General features: G+C 65.0%; 16 protein-coding genes and 1 tRNA gene. All 17 read right to left on the bottom strand.

Annotated elements, in window-relative coordinates; all coding sequences use genetic code 11:
• Positions 1–8: 8 nt before the first annotated feature.
• The 17 genes from nuoL to pnp all read right to left on the bottom strand — a co-directional run bounded on the left by nuoL (position 9) and on the right by pnp (position 16,192).
• Positions 9–2,060 (bottom strand): NADH-quinone oxidoreductase subunit L, encoded by a 2,052-nt coding sequence (gene nuoL / locus I5803_RS00595; protein ID WP_196984489.1) that lies wholly within the window; start codon positions 2,058–2,060, stop codon positions 9–11.
• Positions 2,061–2,067: 7 nt separating this feature from the next.
• Positions 2,068–2,376, bottom strand: a complete 309-nt coding sequence (nuoK, locus tag I5803_RS00590) for an NADH-quinone oxidoreductase subunit NuoK (RefSeq protein WP_196984488.1) — start codon at positions 2,374–2,376, stop codon at positions 2,068–2,070.
• Positions 2,373–3,023: an NADH-quinone oxidoreductase subunit J gene (locus I5803_RS00585; RefSeq protein ID WP_196984487.1), complete on the bottom strand. Its 651-nt coding sequence runs from the start codon at positions 3,021–3,023 to the stop codon at positions 2,373–2,375. Before I5803_RS00585 ends, nuoK begins: the two co-directional genes overlap by 4 nt.
• A gap of 10 nt (positions 3,024–3,033) precedes the next feature.
• Entirely contained in the window at positions 3,034–3,549 is a 516-nt protein-coding gene (nuoI, locus tag I5803_RS00580; protein WP_196984486.1) for an NADH-quinone oxidoreductase subunit NuoI, read from the bottom strand.
• A 2-nt stretch (positions 3,550–3,551) separates the two neighbouring features.
• The gene (gene nuoH, locus I5803_RS00575; RefSeq protein WP_196984485.1) at positions 3,552–4,628 is read right to left on the bottom strand and encodes an NADH-quinone oxidoreductase subunit NuoH; all 1,077 of its coding nucleotides are present in this window, start codon (positions 4,626–4,628) and stop codon (positions 3,552–3,554) included.
• Positions 4,625–6,754 carry an NADH-quinone oxidoreductase subunit NuoG gene (gene nuoG, locus I5803_RS00570; protein ID WP_196984484.1) on the bottom strand — a complete coding sequence of 710 codons (2,130 nt, stop codon included), beginning with the start codon at positions 6,752–6,754 and terminating at the stop codon, positions 4,625–4,627. The genes nuoH and nuoG overlap by 4 nt, the downstream gene beginning before the upstream one ends.
• Complete coding sequence (nuoF, locus tag I5803_RS00565) at positions 6,751–8,079, bottom strand: NADH-quinone oxidoreductase subunit NuoF (RefSeq protein WP_196984483.1); 1,329 nt, start codon at positions 8,077–8,079, stop codon at positions 6,751–6,753. Before nuoF ends, nuoG begins: the two co-directional genes overlap by 4 nt.
• Entirely contained in the window at positions 8,076–8,561 is a 486-nt protein-coding gene (gene nuoE, locus I5803_RS00560) for an NADH-quinone oxidoreductase subunit NuoE (RefSeq protein WP_196984482.1), read from the bottom strand. The genes nuoF and nuoE overlap by 4 nt, the downstream gene beginning before the upstream one ends.
• On the bottom strand, positions 8,558–9,811 hold the full coding sequence (locus I5803_RS00555; protein WP_196984481.1) for an NADH-quinone oxidoreductase subunit D: 1,254 nt from the start codon (positions 9,809–9,811) through the stop codon (positions 8,558–8,560). The genes nuoE and I5803_RS00555 overlap by 4 nt, the downstream gene beginning before the upstream one ends.
• The gene (locus tag I5803_RS00550) at positions 9,811–10,425 is read right to left on the bottom strand and encodes an NADH-quinone oxidoreductase subunit C (protein WP_196984480.1); all 615 of its coding nucleotides are present in this window, start codon (positions 10,423–10,425) and stop codon (positions 9,811–9,813) included. Before I5803_RS00550 ends, I5803_RS00555 begins: the two co-directional genes overlap by 1 nt.
• A gap of 10 nt (positions 10,426–10,435) precedes the next feature.
• Positions 10,436–10,915, bottom strand: coding sequence for a NuoB/complex I 20 kDa subunit family protein (locus I5803_RS00545; protein ID WP_196984479.1), 480 nt, complete (start codon positions 10,913–10,915; stop codon positions 10,436–10,438).
• Positions 10,916–10,951: 36 nt separating this feature from the next.
• Entirely contained in the window at positions 10,952–11,323 is a 372-nt protein-coding gene (locus I5803_RS00540) for an NADH-quinone oxidoreductase subunit A (RefSeq protein WP_196984478.1), read from the bottom strand.
• Positions 11,324–11,379: 56 nt separating this feature from the next.
• Positions 11,380–11,464, bottom strand: a tRNA-Leu gene (locus tag I5803_RS00535).
• Between the two features lie 129 nt (positions 11,465–11,593).
• Positions 11,594–12,010 (bottom strand): preprotein translocase subunit SecG, encoded by a 417-nt coding sequence (gene secG, locus I5803_RS00530; RefSeq protein WP_196984477.1) that lies wholly within the window; start codon positions 12,008–12,010, stop codon positions 11,594–11,596.
• Positions 12,011–12,050: 40 nt separating this feature from the next.
• Positions 12,051–12,794, bottom strand: a complete 744-nt coding sequence (gene tpiA / locus I5803_RS00525; protein ID WP_196984476.1) for a triose-phosphate isomerase — start codon at positions 12,792–12,794, stop codon at positions 12,051–12,053.
• Between the two features lie 8 nt (positions 12,795–12,802).
• Positions 12,803–13,789: an NAD(P)H-quinone oxidoreductase gene (locus I5803_RS00520; protein WP_196984475.1), complete on the bottom strand. Its 987-nt coding sequence runs from the start codon at positions 13,787–13,789 to the stop codon at positions 12,803–12,805.
• 66 nt (positions 13,790–13,855) lie between these two features.
• Complete coding sequence (gene pnp / locus I5803_RS00515; RefSeq protein WP_196984474.1) at positions 13,856–16,192, bottom strand: polyribonucleotide nucleotidyltransferase; 2,337 nt, start codon at positions 16,190–16,192, stop codon at positions 13,856–13,858.
• Positions 16,193–16,318 lie beyond the last annotated feature (126 nt).

Below are 16,318 nucleotides of genomic sequence, written 5' to 3'. Positions count from 1 at the left end.
TCTTGTCCTTATTGGAAGAGCTGCTTGATCTGGTCGTGCCAGACAAACCACGTCATCAGGATGAACACGCCCACGATCATCGCGAAGGCGTAGTGATAGATGTAGCCGGTCTGGAACCAGCGGACCACGCCCGCGAACCAGCCGACGGCCCGGGCGGACCCGTTGACGAAGGCGCCGTCGATCACGGCCTGGTCGCCGCCCTTCCACAGGCCCGTGCCGAGCAGGCGCGCGCCGCGGGCGAGGATGTTCTCGTTGATCCAGTCCATGTAGTACTTGTTGTCCAGCAGCGTGTACAGCGGCTGCACCGCCGACTTGATGCGCGCGGGCACCGCCGGGTTCACGAGGTACATGTACCAGGCCATCGCTACGCCCGCGAGCGCGAGCCAGAATGGCAGCGACAGGAAGCCGTGCATCGCCATCGCGAAGGCGCCGTGGAATTCCTCGGCCAGCACCGACATCGCCGGGTGCTTGTCGCTGTCCACGAGGATCGCGTCCTTGAGCAGGTCGCCGTAGAGCATCGGCTGGATCGTCAGGTAGCCGATGACCACCGACGGGATGGCCAGCAGGATCAGCGGGACGGTGACGACCCAAGGCGACTCATGCGGCTTGGCGTGGTCGTCGTGGTGGCCGTGGTCGGGCTCGTCGTGCGCGTCGTGGTGATGCGCGTCCGGATTCTGGTCGAAGCGCTCCTTGCCGTGGAAGACGAGGAAGTACATGCGGAAGGAATAGAACGCGGTGACGAACACACCGGCCAGCACGGCGAAGTACGCGAAGCCTGCGCCGAACACATGGCTTTCGTGCACGGCTTCGATGATGCTGTCCTTCGAGTAGAAGCCCGCGAAGAGCGGCGTGCCGATGAGGGCGAGCGACCCGAGCAGCGAGGTGATCCAGGTGATCGGCATGTACTTGCGCACGCCGCCCATCCAGCGGATGTCCTGGTTGTGGTGCATGCCGATGATCACGGAGCCGGCGGCGAGGAACAGCAGCGCCTTGAAGAATGCGTGGGTCATCAGGTGGAACACCGCGACGGAGTACGCCGAAGCGCCGAGCGCCACCGTCATGTAGCCCAGCTGCGACAGCGTGGAATACGCGACGACCCGCTTGATGTCGTTCTGGATGATGCCCAAAAAGCCCATGAACAGGGCCGTGATCGCGCCGATGATGATGACGAAGGAGAGCGCGGTCTCGGACAGCTCGAAGAGGGGCGACATGCGAGCCACCATGAAGATGCCGGCGGTCACCATGGTGGCAGCGTGGATCAGCGCGGAGATCGGCGTCGGACCTTCCATGGAATCGGGCAGCCACACGTGCAGGGGGAACTGCGCGCTCTTGCCCATCGCCCCGATGAACAGGCAGATGCAGATGACCGTGATCAGCTGCCATTCGGTGAACGGCAGGCCCAGCTTGGCGAGTTCGCCGGCCTTGGCAAAGGTCTCGGCATAGCTGAGCGTTCCCGCGAATGCGGCGATCAGGCCGATCCCCAGGATGAAGCCGAAGTCGCCCACGCGGTTCACGAGGAAGGCCTTCATGTTCGCGAAGATCGCCGTCGGCTTGTTGAACCAGAAGCCGATCAGGAGGTACGAGACGAGGCCCACCGCTTCCCAGCCGAAGAACAGCTGCAGGAAGTTGTTGCTCATGACGAGCATCAGCATGGAGAACGTGAAAAGCGAGATGTAGGCGAAGAAGCGGTTGTAGCCGTCGTCTTCCTCCATGTAGCCGATCGTGTAGATGTGCACCATCAGCGACACGAAGGTGACGACGCACATCATCATGGCGGTGAGGCCGTCGATCAGGAAGCCGACTTCCATCTTGAGGCTGCCGACTGTCATCCAGTTGTAGATCGTCTCGTTGAAGCGTGCACCGTCGATGGCCACGCTCTTGAGCGTCATCGCGGAGATGACGAAGGCGATGAAAACGCCCAGGATGCACAGCGTGTGCGCGAGGCGCCGGCCGATCCAGTTGCCGCCGAAGGTCGTTCCGAAGACGCCGGCGAGTGCCGCGCCCACCAGGGGCGCGAGCGGCACGACCAGCAGGGTCGATGCGTTGAGGGTTGTGCTCATTCTTCTTTTAACCCTTGAGCGTATTGAGTTCGTCGACGTTGATGTTCGACTTGTTGCGGAACAGCAGCACCAGGATGGCCAGGCCGATGGCCGACTCGGCCGCCGCGACCGTCAGGATGAAGAACACGAACACCTGCCCGTGCATGTCGTTCAGGTAGTAGGAGAACGCCACGAAATTCATGTTGACGGCCAGCAGCATGAGCTCGATGGCCATCAGCAGCACGATGAGGTTGCGGCGGTTCAGGAAGATGCCGATCACCGACAGCGCGAACAGCATCGCGCCAAGCGAGAGGAAATGTCCGAGCGTGAGGATCATGCCTTGGGCTCCACGGGTGCGGGCGCGGGGGCCGGCTCGGCCATGGTCGGCGCGAGCTTGACGATGCTCAGGCGGTCGCCGGCGCGCACGCGCACGGCGTCCGCGGGGTCGATGTGCTTGCTGTCCTTGCGCTCGCGCAACGTCAGCGCGATCGCGGCCACGATGGCCACCAGCAGGATCACCGCCGCGATCTCGAGCGGATAGAGATACTGGGTGTAGAGCAGCTTGCCCAGTTCCTTCGTGTTGGACAGCGGCACGGCGCCGGCCGCGGCCGCCGGCACGCCTCGCGTCTCCTCACCGAGCCGGAACCCGCCCAGCAGGACGGCCGCCATCTCGAGCGCAATCAGCGCGCCGACGGCCGCAGCCAGCGGAAAGTGTTTCCAGAAGCCCACGCGCAAGCTGTCGACGTTGATGTCCAGCATCATCACGACGAAGAGGAACAGCACCATCACCGCACCGACGTAGACGAGCACGAGGGAGATCGCCAGGAACTCTGCGCGCAGCAGCAGCCAGATCGCGGACGCCTGGAAAAACGCGAGCACGAGGTAGAGCGCCGCGTACACGGGATTGCGCGCGGTGATGACCCGGAACGCCGCGAACAGCAGGATCGCGGAGAAGAGGTAGAAGAAGCCGGTTCGGATGTCCATGTTCTTGTCTTTACCGGTACTTGGCGTCCGCGGCCTTGGCGGCGGCGATCTCGGTTTCGTAGCGGTCGCCCACGGCGAGCAGCATGTCCTTGGTGAAGTACAGGTCCCCGCGCTTCTCGCCGTGGTATTCGAGGATGTGCGTCTCGACGATGGAGTCCACCGGGCAGCTTTCCTCGCAGAAGCCGCAGAAGATGCACTTGGTCAGGTCGATGTCGTAGCGGGTGGTGCGGCGCGTGCCGTCCGCGCGCTGGTCCGATTCGATGGTGATCGCGAGCGCGGGGCACACGGCCTCGCACAGCTTGCAGGCGATGCAGCGCTCTTCCCCGTTCTCGTAGCGGCGCAGCGCGTGCAGGCCGCGAAAGCGCGGCGACAGTGGCGTCTTTTCCTCGGGGAACTGCACGGTGATCTTGCGGGCGAAGGCGTACTTGCCGGTGATGGCGAGGCCCTTGAACAGCTCCACCAGCATGAAGCTGGAGAGGAAGTCCTTGAGGGAAAACGCGGGACGGGGTTGGGCGACGGTAGACATGTCTACTTCCAGATGTTGTACGGGGTCTGCATCCAGAGGCCGACCACGACCAGCCACACGAGGGTGACGGGAATAAAAATCTTCCAGCCCAGGCGCATGATCTGGTCATAGCGGTAGCGCGGGAAGGTGGAGCGCACCCAGAGGAACATGGTGACGACGCAGAAGGTCTTGATGCCGAGCCAGATCCAGCCGGGGATGAAGGACAGGAACTCGAACGGCGCGATCCAGCCGCCGAGGAACATCACCACCGCAAGGATCGAGACCAGCCACATGTTGGCGTACTCGGCCAGGAAGAACATGGCGAAGCTCATGCCCGAGTACTCGATCATGTGGCCCGCGACGATTTCCGATTCGCCTTCCACCACGTCGAAGGGGTGGCGATTGGTCTCGGCGAGGCCGGAGATGAAGTAGACGAAGAAGATCGGCAGCAGCGGCAGCCAGTTCCAGGAGAGGAAGTTCAGGCCCATGTTGGCGCCCATCCCCCTGCCCTGCCCCATCACGATGTCGGTCATGTTCAGGCTGCCCGCCACCATGAGCACGACGACCAGGCAAAAGCCCATCGCGATCTCGTAGCTCACCATCTGCGCGGACGCGCGCAGCGCACCGAGGAAGGCGTATTTCGAGTTGGAGGCCCAGCCCGCGATGATCACCCCGTACACCTCGAGCGAGGTGATGGCCATCAGGAACAGCAGTCCGGCGTTGATGTTGGCCAGCGCGACGTCGGGGCCGAAGGGGATGACGGCCCACGCCGCGAGCGCGGGCATGATCGTCATGATCGGGCCCAGATAGAAAAGGCCCTTGTTCGCCGCCGACGGCAGGATGATTTCCTTGGTCAGCAGCTTGAAGGCGTCCGCAATCGGTTGCAAGAGGCCCAGCGGCCCGGTCCGGTTGGGACCCACGCGGATCTGCGTGAAGCCGATTGCCTTGCGCTCCCACAAGGTGAGGTACGCAACGGCGCCCATGAGCGGTGCGACCACCACGATGATCTTGATGAGCGTCCAGATGACCGGCCAGCCGGCGGCGGTCCACCAGCCCGCCCCGATCAGGCCGTTGCCGAATCCGTAGATCTGGTCGATCATGCCGCGGCTCCCTGGGCGGCCGCCTTCGCATCGGCAGTCAACTGCAGCGAGGGCGCGCGGCGGACGATCCCGTCGAGGCGATAGATCGCGGCCGACACGGGGCGGCCGTCGTGCGCGGCGGTATCGGCGGCGGCCGACGTCGTATTCGCGAGGCGGTTGCCCTGCACATGACCGGTGCCGTTGTCCGCGGCGCCGCGTGCGGCCGCCAGGACTTCCTGCGAAGACTCGAACGCGAAGTTCTGCACGCCGAGCATGTTGCCGAGTACACGCAGCACCTTCCAGGCCGGGCGCGTTTCGCCCAGCGGCTTGACCACGGCATGGAAGCCTTGCACGCGTCCTTCCGCGTTGACGAAGGTGCCGGGCGTCTCCGTCCAGGGCGAAATGGGCAGCAGCACGTCGCTGAATTCCATGTTGGCCTTGAAGGGGCTGAGGGTGATGACCATCTCGGCCTTCGCCAGGCCCGCCGCCGCCTTCGCGCCGGCGGCCGAATCGAACTCGGGCTCGGTATTCAGCAGGATCGCGGCCTTGAGGGAGCCGCCCAGCATCTGGGCCGCATTCAAGCCCCCCGCCCCGGGCAGTGCGTTCACGAGTTGCGCTCCGACCGTGTTGGCCGCTTCGGTGAGATAGCCCACCGACGCGCCGGTGTGTTCGCCGATCCAGTTCGCAAGTGCGAGCAACGACGAGGCGCCGGCATGATGCGCGGCGGCATTGCCCAGCAGGATGGCCTTGCGCTCGCCGGACAGCAGGGATTGCGCGATGGCCTTGGCCGTGTCGGTGGCGTTGCCCTTGGCAGGCGCGGACACGCCCTTTTCCGAGCCGATCGCCGCGGCGATGTCGGCGAGTGCCTGCGCCCACTGCGAAGCAGGAACGATCACCGAGGAAGCGATGGGGATCGCCCAGTCGTCTTGCGCGTCATGGATGACAGACACCTTCGCGCCTTTGCGGGCGGCGGCGCGCACGCGCATCGCGAACAGCGGATGGTCCTTGCGCAGGTTCGAACCCACGACGAGCACGCGCTGCAGGTTCGACAGCGACGCGATCGTGGTGCCCAGCCAGCGCACGCCTTCGGTCTTCGCGAATTCCGCGTGGCGCAGGCGATAGTCGATGTTCTCGCTGCCGAGGCCGCGCACGAGGGCGCCTGCCAGGAACAGCTCTTCCACCGTGCTGTGGGGGCTCACGAGGGCACCGATGCTCTTCGCGCCGTGGTCGGCCTTGACCTGCTTCAGGCCGTTGGCGACATATTCGAGCGCCGTCTGCCAGTCGACCGTCTTCCACTCGCCGCCCTGCTTGAGCATGGGCGAGGTGAGCCGGTCGCTTTCGTTGAGGGCTTCGTAGGAGAAGCGGTCCCGGTCGGCGAGCCAGCACTCGTTGACTTCCTCGTTCTCGAGCGGAAGCACGCGCAGCACGCGGTTGTTCTTGACCTGGACGATCAGGTTGGCGCCGGTGGAATCGTGCGGGCTCACCGACTTACGCCGCGACAGTTCCCACGGGCGGGCCTGGTAGCGGAATGGCTTGCTGGTGAGCGCGCCGACCGGGCACAGGTCGATCATGTTGCCCGACACTTCCGAATCGACCGTATCGTTCAGCACGGTCGTGATTTCCGAATGTTCGCCCCGATGGATCATGCCCAGTTCCATCACGCCGGCGAGTTCCTGGCCGAAGCGCACGCAGCGCGTGCAGTGGATGCAGCGGCTCATCTCCTCCATGGAGATCAGCGGGCCGACGTCCTTGTGCATGACGACGCGCTTTTCCTCTTCATAGCGCGAGGCGGAGCCGCCGTAGCCGACGGCGAGGTCCTGCAGCTGGCATTCGCCGCCCTGGTCGCAGATCGGGCAATCGAGCGGGTGGTTGATGAGGAGGAACTCCATCACCGACTGCTGCGCCTTGATCGCCTTGTCGCTCTTGGTGCGCACGATCATGCCGTTCGTCACGGGCGTGGCGCAGGCAGGCATCGGCTTGGGCGCCTTCTCCACGTCCACCAGGCACATGCGGCAATTGGCGGCGATGGAGAGCTTCTTGTGATAGCAGAAGTGCGGGATGTACGTGTTCGCGGCGTCCGCGGCATGCATCACCATGCTGCCCTCCGGAACGCTCACTTTCTGGCCGTCGAGTTCGATTTCAATCATGACGTCACGGTCGCTTTCTGGATCTTCGCCTCGAACTCATGGCGGAAGTGCTTGATCATCGCGCGCACCGGCATGGCCGCCGCGTCGCCGAGCGCACAGATCGTGCGGCCCTGGATGTTGTCGGCCACGGAATTGAGCAGGTCCATGTCGCTCGCCTTGCCGTGGCCGTTGTCGATGCGGTCCACCATGCGCCACAGCCAGCCGGTGCCTTCGCGGCAGGGGGTGCACTGGCCGCAGGATTCGTGCATGTAGAAGTACGAGAGGCGCTTGAGGGAGGTAACCATGTCGCGCGTCTCGTCCATGACTATGACCGCGCCGGAGCCGAGCATGGAGCCCGCCTTGGCAATGGAGTCGTAGTCCATCGTGCAGTTCATCATGACGTCCGCCGGCAGCACCGGCGCGGACGAGCCGCCGGGGATCACGGCCTTGAGCTTGCGCCCGCCGCGCACGCCGCCGCATAGCTCCAGCAACTTGCTGAAGGGCGTGCCGAGCGGGATCTCGTAGTTGCCGGGGAACTCGACGTCGCCCGAGACCGAGAAGATCTTCGTGCCGCCGTTGTTCGGCTTGCCGCATTCGAGGTAGGCCTGGCCGCCGTTGCGGATGATCCAGGGCACCGCCGCGAAGGTCTCCGTGTTGTTGATCGTCGTGGGCTTGCCGTACAGGCCGAAGCTCGCGGGGAACGGCGGCTTGAAGCGCGGCTGTCCCTTCTTGCCTTCCAGCGATTCGAGCAGCGCGGTTTCCTCGCCGCAGATGTACGCGCCGAAGCCGTGCGCCGCGTGCAGCTGGAAGCTGAAGTTCGAGCCGAGGATCTTGTCGCCGAGGTAGCCGGCCGCCCTCGCCTCTTCGAGAGCTTCCTCGAAGCGTTCGTAGGTCGCGAAGATCTCGCCGTGGATGTAGTTGTAGCCCACCGCGATGCCCATCGCGTAGGCCGCGATGATCATGCCCTCGATGACGATGTGCGGGTTGTACTGCAGCAGGTCGCGGTCCTTGCAGGTGCCCGGCTCGCCCTCGTCGGAATTGCACACCAGGTACTTCTGGCCGGGAAACTGGCGCGGCATGAAGCTCCACTTGAGCCCGGTGGGGAAGCCCGCGCCCCCGCGCCCGCGCAGCGCCGATTCCTTCATGGTCGCGATGACCTGGTCCTGCGTGAGGCCCTCGTCCAGGATCTTCTTCAGCGCGGCATAACCGTCGCGCGCTTCGTAGTCCTTCAGGCGCCAGTTGGTGCCGTCGAGGTCCTTGTAGATTTGAGGGTTGATGTGGCGGCCGTGAAAGCAGGTCTGCACGCCCGTGGCCTGGAACTGCGCCAGGACTTGTTCGGCGTTCATCCCTGCGCTCCCTTCAGGCCGTCGATCAGCTGGTCGAGCTTGTCGTTGCTCATGAAGCTGCACATCGTCGTGTCGTTGACCAGCATCACCGGCGAGTCCGCGCAGGCGCCCAGGCATTCGCTTTGCTGCAGTGTGAACATGCCATCCGCCGTCGTCTCGCCCATGGCGATGCCGAGCTTTTTCTCGAGGTGGTGCAGCGCCACGGCGCCGTCACGCAACTGGCACGGCAGGTTCGTGCAGACGTTCAACTTGAACTTGCCGACCGGCCGCTGGTTGTACATGTTGTAGAAGGTCGTCACTTCATGCACGGCGATGGGCGCCATGCCGAGGTAGTCGGCGATCTCGTTTTCGGCTTCCCGGCTCACGAAGCCGTAGTCCTTCTGCACGATGGCGAGGCACGCCATCACGGCGGACTGCTTCTGGTCCGGCGGGTACTTCGCGACTTCCCTGTCGAAGCGCGTGCGGATTGATTCAGTGATCATCGATCGATTTCTCCGAACACGATGTCCATCGTGCCGATCACGGCGACGGCGTCCGCGATCATGTGGCCGCGGGACATCTCGTCCATCGCGGCAAGGTGCGAGAAGCCCGGCGGGCGGATCTTCAGGCGGTACGGCTTGTTCGCGCCGTCGCTCACCATGTAGATGCCGAATTCGCCCTTCGGATGCTCGACGGCGGCATACGCCTCGCCCTCGGGCACGCGGAAGCCTTCGGTGAACAGCTTGAAATGGTGGATCAGCTCCTCCATGTTGCTCTTCATCGATTCGCGGTCCGGCGGCGCGACCTTGTGGTTGCTCGTGATCACCGGACCCGGATTGGCACGCAGCCAGTCGACGCACTGCCGGATGATCTTGTTGGCCTCGCGCATTTCCTGCACGCGCACCAGGTAGCGGTCGTAGCAGTCGCCCGTCTTGCCGAGGGGGATGTCGAAGTCCATCCGGTCGTACACGTCGTATGGCTGCTTCTTGCGCAGGTCCCAGGCAATGCCCGAGCCGCGGAGCATGGGGCCGGAGAAGCCGAGGTTCAGCGCCCGCTCGGGCGTGACAACGCCAATGCCCACCGTGCGCTGCTTCCAGATGCGGTTGTCGGTGAGCAGCGTCTCGTACTCGTCGACGTACCCCGGGAAGCGCCTGGTGAAGTCCTCGATGAAGTCGAGCAGCGAGCCCTGGCGGTTTTCGTTCAGCCGGTCGATGGCGCGCTGGTTCTTGACCTTGCTCACCTTGTACTGCGGCATGGAATCCGGCAGGTCGCGGTAGACGCCGCCGGGCCGGAAGTACGCCGCGTGCATGCGCGCGCCGGACACGGCCTCGTACATGTCGAAGAGGTCTTCGCGCTCGCGGAAGCAGTAGATGAGGATGTTCATCGCGCCGCAGTCGAGCCCGTGCGCGCCCAGCCACAGCAGGTGATTGAGCAGGCGCGTGATTTCCGAGAACATCACGCGGATGTATTGCGCCCGGATCGGGACGTCCAGGCCCATCATCTTTTCGATGGCCAGGCAGTACGCGTGTTCGTTGCACATCATCGACACGTAATCCAGCCGGTCCATGTAGGGCAGCGACTGGATGTAGGTGCGCGTTTCGGCGAGCTTTTCGGTGGCGCGGTGCAGGAGGCCGATGTGCGGGTCGGCGCGCTGGATCACTTCGCCGTCGAGCTCCAGCACCAGGCGCAGCACGCCGTGCGCGGCCGGGTGCTGCGGACCGAAGTTGAGGGTGTAGTTCTTGATCTCTGCCATTATTGAATTCCGCCGTAGTTCTCTTCGCGGATGATTCGCGGCGTGATTTCGCGCGGCTCGATCGTGACCGGCTGGTAGATCACGCGCTGGCGCTCGGCGTCGTAGCGCATCTCGACGTGGCCCGACACCGGGAAGTCCTTGCGGAACGGGTGGCCGATGAAGCCGTAGTCGGTGAGGATGCGGCGCAGGTCGTCATGGCCTTCGAACACGATGCCGTAAAGGTCGAACGCTTCGCGCTCGAACCAGTTCGCGCTGTTCCACAGGCCGTTGAGCGAATCGACCACAGGCAATTCGTCGTCGGGCGCGAACACCTTCAGGCGCACGCGCTGGTTGAGGCTGATCGACAGCAGGTGCGACGCGACGCAATAGCGCAGCCCGTCCCACTCCCCTGCGCGCCATTCCGAATAATCGATGCCGCACAGGTCGAGCAGTTGCTCGAACCGGCACTCGGGATTGTCGCGCAGCAGCCTTGCAGCGGCCAGGTAATTCGCCGCCGAGACGGTGACGGTAATCTCGTCCAGGCGCAAATCGATGCGCTTGGCGAGGTCGCCGAGCACGCGGGCGATGACTTCCTTGAGTTCAGCAGGTTTGACGGCGAACGGGATGGCGGTCATTCGTTCGTCCTCACGCGCGCGCGATGGTTTGCGTGCGGCGGATCTTCTGCTGCAGCTGGATGATCCCGTACAGGAGCGCCTCGGCCGTCGGCGGGCACCCGGGTACATACACGTCCACCGGCACGATGCGGTCGCAGCCGCGCACGACGGAATAGCTGTAGTGGTAGTAGCCGCCGCCATTGGCGCAGGAGCCCATGGAGATGACCCAGCGCGGCTCGGGCATCTGGTCGTAGACCTTGCGCAGCGCCGGCGCCATCTTGTTGCACAACGTGCCGGCGACGATCATCAGGTCGCTCTGGCGCGGGCTGGGGCGAAACAGCATGCCGAAGCGGTCGATGTCGTAGCGCGCCGCACCGGCGTGCATCATTTCCACCGCGCAGCAGGCGAGGCCGAACGTCATCGGCCACAGCGAGCCGGTCTTGGCCCAGTTGATGACGGAGTCCACGGTCGTCGTGACCATGCCCTTGTCGAGAATGCCTTCATTGGCCATAGATAGTCCCTTGGGAATCGCGCGGGGGTGGAAGCTTCACTCCCAGTCCAGCGCGCCCTTTTTCCATTCGTATACGAAGCCCACGACCAGGATGCCGAGAAAGACCATCATGGCCCAGAAGCCGACCGCGCCGATTTCCTTCAGCGAAACGGCCCAGGGGAAGAGGAAGGCGATTTCCAGGTCGAACAGGATGAAGAGGATGGCGACGAGGTAGTAGCGAACGTCGAATTTCATGCGCGCGTCCTCGAAGGCCTCGAAGCCGCATTCGTAAGGGGAGTTCTTGGCCGCGTCGGGCTTCTGGAAGCCCAGCAGGCTGGAGAAGACCCAGCCCAGTGCCTGGGGAGCGATGCCGACCCCTACGCCGACCAAAATGAACAAGAGGACGGGGAGGTACTGGTCGAGGTTCATCTTGAGGCTGTGATCCGCGCTTTGACCTGCCGATCACCCCCGGTAGGTCTTTATTCTGGTGCCGTCGGCGAGACTCGAACTCGCACAGCTTTCGCCACTACCCCCTCAAGATAGCGTGTCTACCAATTTCACCACGACGGCGGTTTTTTTCTGCCCGGGCTGGCATGAGGAACCGCATGACGAATCATGCGAATTGTTGGCTTCCCGGACAGCCTTGGAGTTTACCCTCAATTCGGTGCGCTTCTCCAGTAGCGCGACCTTAACTTGCAATCACTTCGTGGGGATCTGACCCATCCCTGACGCCGCAGGTGCAGCCGGCGCGGGCACGGCGGCGCTGGAAGCCGACGGCGCGCTCGTGCCGGGGATCAACGCGGCGCCGGACGCAGCGGGCGCGGGCGCGGAAACCGGCGCGCCGCGGTCGAGTGCGCCGCTCGTGGGCTCCGCGGTACGCAGGTTCCCGAAGTAGGCCAGCGCGAGCGTGCAGACGAAGAACACGGCGGCGAGCACGGCGGTGGTGCGCGAGAGGAAATTCGCGCTGCCGCTGGCGCCGAAGAGGCTGCCGGACGAGCCGCTGCCGAAGGCCGCGCCCATGTCCGCACCCTTGCCGTGCTGGATGAGGATGAGGCCGATCATCCCGAGCGCAGTCAGCATCTGCACGGCCAGGACGGCGGTAAGCAAAACGTTCATTGGAAATTCACTCCTGTATTTTTGTTGCTTGCCGCGGCGCTCAGCGCGCCGCAGCCACGATTTGAAGAAAGTCCGCCGGTTTGAGCGACGCGCCGCCGATGAGGCCGCCGTCGATGTCCGGCTGCGCCAGCAGCGCGGCCGCATTCGCCGCGTTCATGCTGCCGCCGTAGAGGATGCGGATGCGCTCGACGTGCTGCGTCGCCGCGTGCAGCTGCGTGCGTAGCAGGGCATGCACTTCCTGCGCCTGCTCGGGCGTTGCCGTGCGGCCGGTTCCGATCGCCCACACGGGCTCGTAGGCGACCACGATTTCGCTGATGCAATGGCCGTTGGTATGGATCACCGCGGCCATCTGGCGCTTCACCACGTCGGCGGTGCGCCCGGCCTCGCGATCCGCCAGTGTTTCGCCGACGCATACGATGGGCGTGATGCCGTGGGCCAGCGCGGCCTTCGCCTTGTCGGCGACCGCCGCATCGGTTTCGCCGTGGTACTGCCTTCGCTCGGAGTGGCCGACGATCGCATAGCGGACGCCGAATTCCTTGAGCATCGCCGCGGAGACTTCACCGGTGTAGGCGCCCTGCTCGTGCAGCGACACATCCTGTGCGCCGAGCGCAAGCGAGTTGCCCGACAGCAGCCCCTGCACCTGAGCGAGATACGGCGACGGCACGCAGACCGCGACGTCGCAACGTGCGCCCGCCAGCCCGGCCGCCACGGCACGCACGAGCGTGTCGTTCGCGGCGAGGCTGCCGTTCATCTTCCAGTTGCCTGCGATGAGTTGCCTGGACATGGAAGCGGTCACCACGTGAGGACGATCTTGCCGATGTGCTGATTCGATTCCATCAACTCATGGGCCTGGGCGGCGTCGGCGGCGGGGAACGTGCTGTGGATCACGGGCTTGATCGCGCCGGACTCGAGCAGGGGCCACACCTTGGCGCGCAGTGAAGCGGCGATATTCGCCTTGAAGGCGACAGGACGCGGACGCAACGTGGAGCCGGTGATCAGCAGCCGCCTGCGCAGCACGAGGCCCGCATTGAATTCGCTCTTCGTGCCGCCCTGCACGGCGATGATGACCAGCCGGCCATCCTCCGCCATGCACCCGACTTCACGCGTGACGTATTCGCCCGCGACCATGTCCAGGATCACGTCGACGCCCTTGCCACCGGTCAGCTTCTTCGCTTCCTCCGCGAAGTCCTGCGTCTTGTAGTTGATCGCGTGGTCGGCGCCGAGCTTCAGGCACGCCGCGCACTTGTCGTCGCTGCCCGCTGTCGCGATCACGGTCGCGCCCATGGCTTTGGCGAGCTGGATGGCGGTGACGCCGATGCCGCTCGTGCCGCCCTGGACCATGAAAACCTCGCCGGCCTGCAGCCGGCCCCGGTCGAACACGTTGCTCCACACGGTGAAGAAGGTTTCGGGCAGCGAAGCCGCCTCGATGTCGGTGAACCCCTCGGGCACGGGGAGGCACTGGCCCACAGGCGCGACGCAGAGTTCGGCGTAACCGCCACCCGCGACAAGCGCGCAGACGCGATCGCCCTTCCTGAGACCGGCGGCGGCCATCGCTTGCGCGTCCCCGTCGACGATTTCGCCCGCGACTTCGAGGCCGGGAATGTCGGACGCACCCGGCGGAACCGGGTAATTGCCCGTGCGCTGGAGCACGTCCGGACGGTTGATGCCGCTCGCCTTGACGCGGATCAGCAATTCGCCGGGGCGCGCAACGGGGTCCGGGCGCTCGCCCATGCGCAGCACATCCGGCTTGCCGGGCGTGGTGATTTCAACGGTTTTCATCGACGCTCCCCGGGGGACGTTGAAGGTCGGCGGGGCGCCCGCAAGTGACGCCCGCTGCCGGCCAGGTCAGCCGTTCTGGCCGGGCTCGACCGGCAGCTGTTGCTGGGCCTGATCGGCATCGACCGGAGGTTGCTGCTGCGGACGCTGGTCGCGGCTCTCGCGCGGCTCGCGATTTTCACGCGGCTCGCGGTTCTCGCGGGGCTGACGGTCCTCGCCGCGGGGTTCGCGGTTCTCGCGAGGCTGGCGGTCATCCCCACGGGGCTGGCGGAATTCGCGCTCACCGCGCGGTGCGCCGCCGCCTTCCATCGGCGGACGCTCGGTCAGCGCCTTCATGGAGAGCTTGACGCGGCCCTTCTCGTCGGTCTCGAGCACCTTGACCTTGACGATCTGGCCTTCCGACAGGTAGTCGGTGACCTTCTCGACGCGCTCGTGCGCGATCTGGCTGATGTGCAGCAGGCCGTCCTTGCCGGGCAGCAGGTTCACCAAGGCGCCGAAGTCGAGGATCTTGGTGACCGGACCTTCGTAGACCTTGCCGATTTCCACTTCCGCGGTGATCTGCGTGATGCGCTGCTTGGCGAACTCGGCCTTCTCCGGATCGGTGGAGGCGATGGTGATGGTGCCGTCTTCCTCGATGTTGATCTGGCAGCCGGTCTCCTCGGTCAGCGCGCGGATGACGGCGCCGCCCTTGCCGATCACGTCGCGGATCTTCTCGGGGTTGATCTTCATCGTGAACAGGCGCGGCGCGAAGTTGCTCACCTCGGTCTTGGCGACGGCCAGCGTCTCCTGCATCTTGCCCAGGATGTGCATACGCGCTTCCTTGGCCTGTGCGAGCGCGACCTGCATGATCTCGCGCGTGATGCCCTGGATCTTGATGTCCATCTGCAGCGCTGTGATGCCGTTGGTGGTGCCGGCGACCTTGAAGTCCATGTCGCCCAGGTGATCTTCATCGCCCAGGATGTCGGTGAGCACGGCGAAGCGGTTGCCTTCCTTGATCAGGCCCATCGCGATGCCGGCGACGTGCGCCTTCATCGGGACGCCCGCGTCCATCAGCGACAGGCAGCCGCCGCACACGGACGCCATCGACGAGGAGCCGTTGGACTCGGTGATTTCCGAGACGACACGCACGGTGTAGGGGAAGTCTTCCTTGCTCGGCAGGCAGGCGACGAGCGCACGCTTGGCGAGGCGGCCGTGGCCGATTTCGCGGCGCTTGGTGGAGCCCATGCGGCCGACTTCGCCGGTGGCGAAGGGAGGCATGTTGTAGTGGAACATGAAGCGGTCTTCGTACTCGCCCATCAGCGCGTCGATGCGCTGCGCATCGCGCTCGGTGCCGAGCGTGGTGACGACCAGCGCCTGCGTCTCGCCGCGCGTGAAGAGCGCCGAGCCGTGGGTGCGCGGCAGCACGCCGGTGCGAATCTCGATCGGGCGGACGGTGCGCGTGTCGCGGCCGTCGATGCGCGGCTCGCCGGCCAGGATCTGGTCGCGGACGATCTTGGCTTCGATGTCGAACAGCATGCCGTCGACGGCGCCGGCCTCGAACTCGACGCCTTCGGCCTTCAGGCCGGCGTGCGTCCAGGTCGTCACTTCACGCGTGGCGTGGGTGCGGGCCTGCTTGTTGCGCAGCTGGTAGGCGGCGCGCAGCTTCTCTTCGGCCAGGGCCTTCACCTTGGAGATCAGCACTTCGTCCTTGGGAGGAGCGCGCCAGTCCCACACCGGCTTGCCGGCTTCGCGCACGAGCTCGTGGATCGCGTTGATGGCGATCTTGCTCTGGTCGTGGCCGAACACCACGGCGCCGAGCATGACTTCCTCGGACAGCTGCTGCGCTTCCGATTCGACCATCAGCACGGCGGCTTCGGTGCCCGCCACGACGAGGTCCATCTGCGAGTCCTTGCGCTGCGTCTGGCCCGGGTTCAGCACGTATTCGCCGTTGATGTAGCCCACGCGCGCGGCGCCGATCGGGCCGGAGAACGGGATGCCGGAGATCGACAGCGCGGCGCTCACGCCGATCATGGCGGCGATGTCGGCGTCGACTTCGGGGTTAAGCGACATCGTGTGGATCACCACGTGCACGTCGTTCAGGAAGCCTTCGGGGAACAGGGGGCGGATCGGGCGGTCGATCAGGCGGGACGTGAGCGTCTCGTGCTCGCTCGGCTTGGCTTCGCGCTTGAAGAAGCTGCCGGGGATCTTGCCGGCGGCGTAGGTCTTCTCGATGTAGTCGACCGTCAGCGGGAAGAAGTCCTGGCCCGGCTTGGCGGACTTGGCGGCGACCACGGTCGCGAGGACCACGGTGCCTTCGATGTCGACGACGACGGCGCCGCCGGACTGGCGGGCGATCTCACCCGTCTCGAGCTTGACCGTATGGCTGCCCCAGGTGAACGTCTTGGTGACCTTGTTGAAAATGCTCATGGAATTCTCCTTGTTGTCATCGACGCATGTGGCTGCGCCATGGTGCCCGGAGAAAGCGGTGTCGAACACGATGCCATTCCATGAGGAGCCTGCGGGCGGGCTGCTGATGGAATGACACAGCGCGTA

The organism is Caenimonas aquaedulcis, assembly GCF_015831345.1.
Taxonomy (GTDB): domain Bacteria; phylum Pseudomonadota; class Gammaproteobacteria; order Burkholderiales; family Burkholderiaceae_C; genus Ramlibacter; species Ramlibacter aquaedulcis.
The sequence above is the reverse complement of the archived record's forward strand: the minus strand, read 5'-3'. Positions and strand labels throughout refer to the sequence as shown.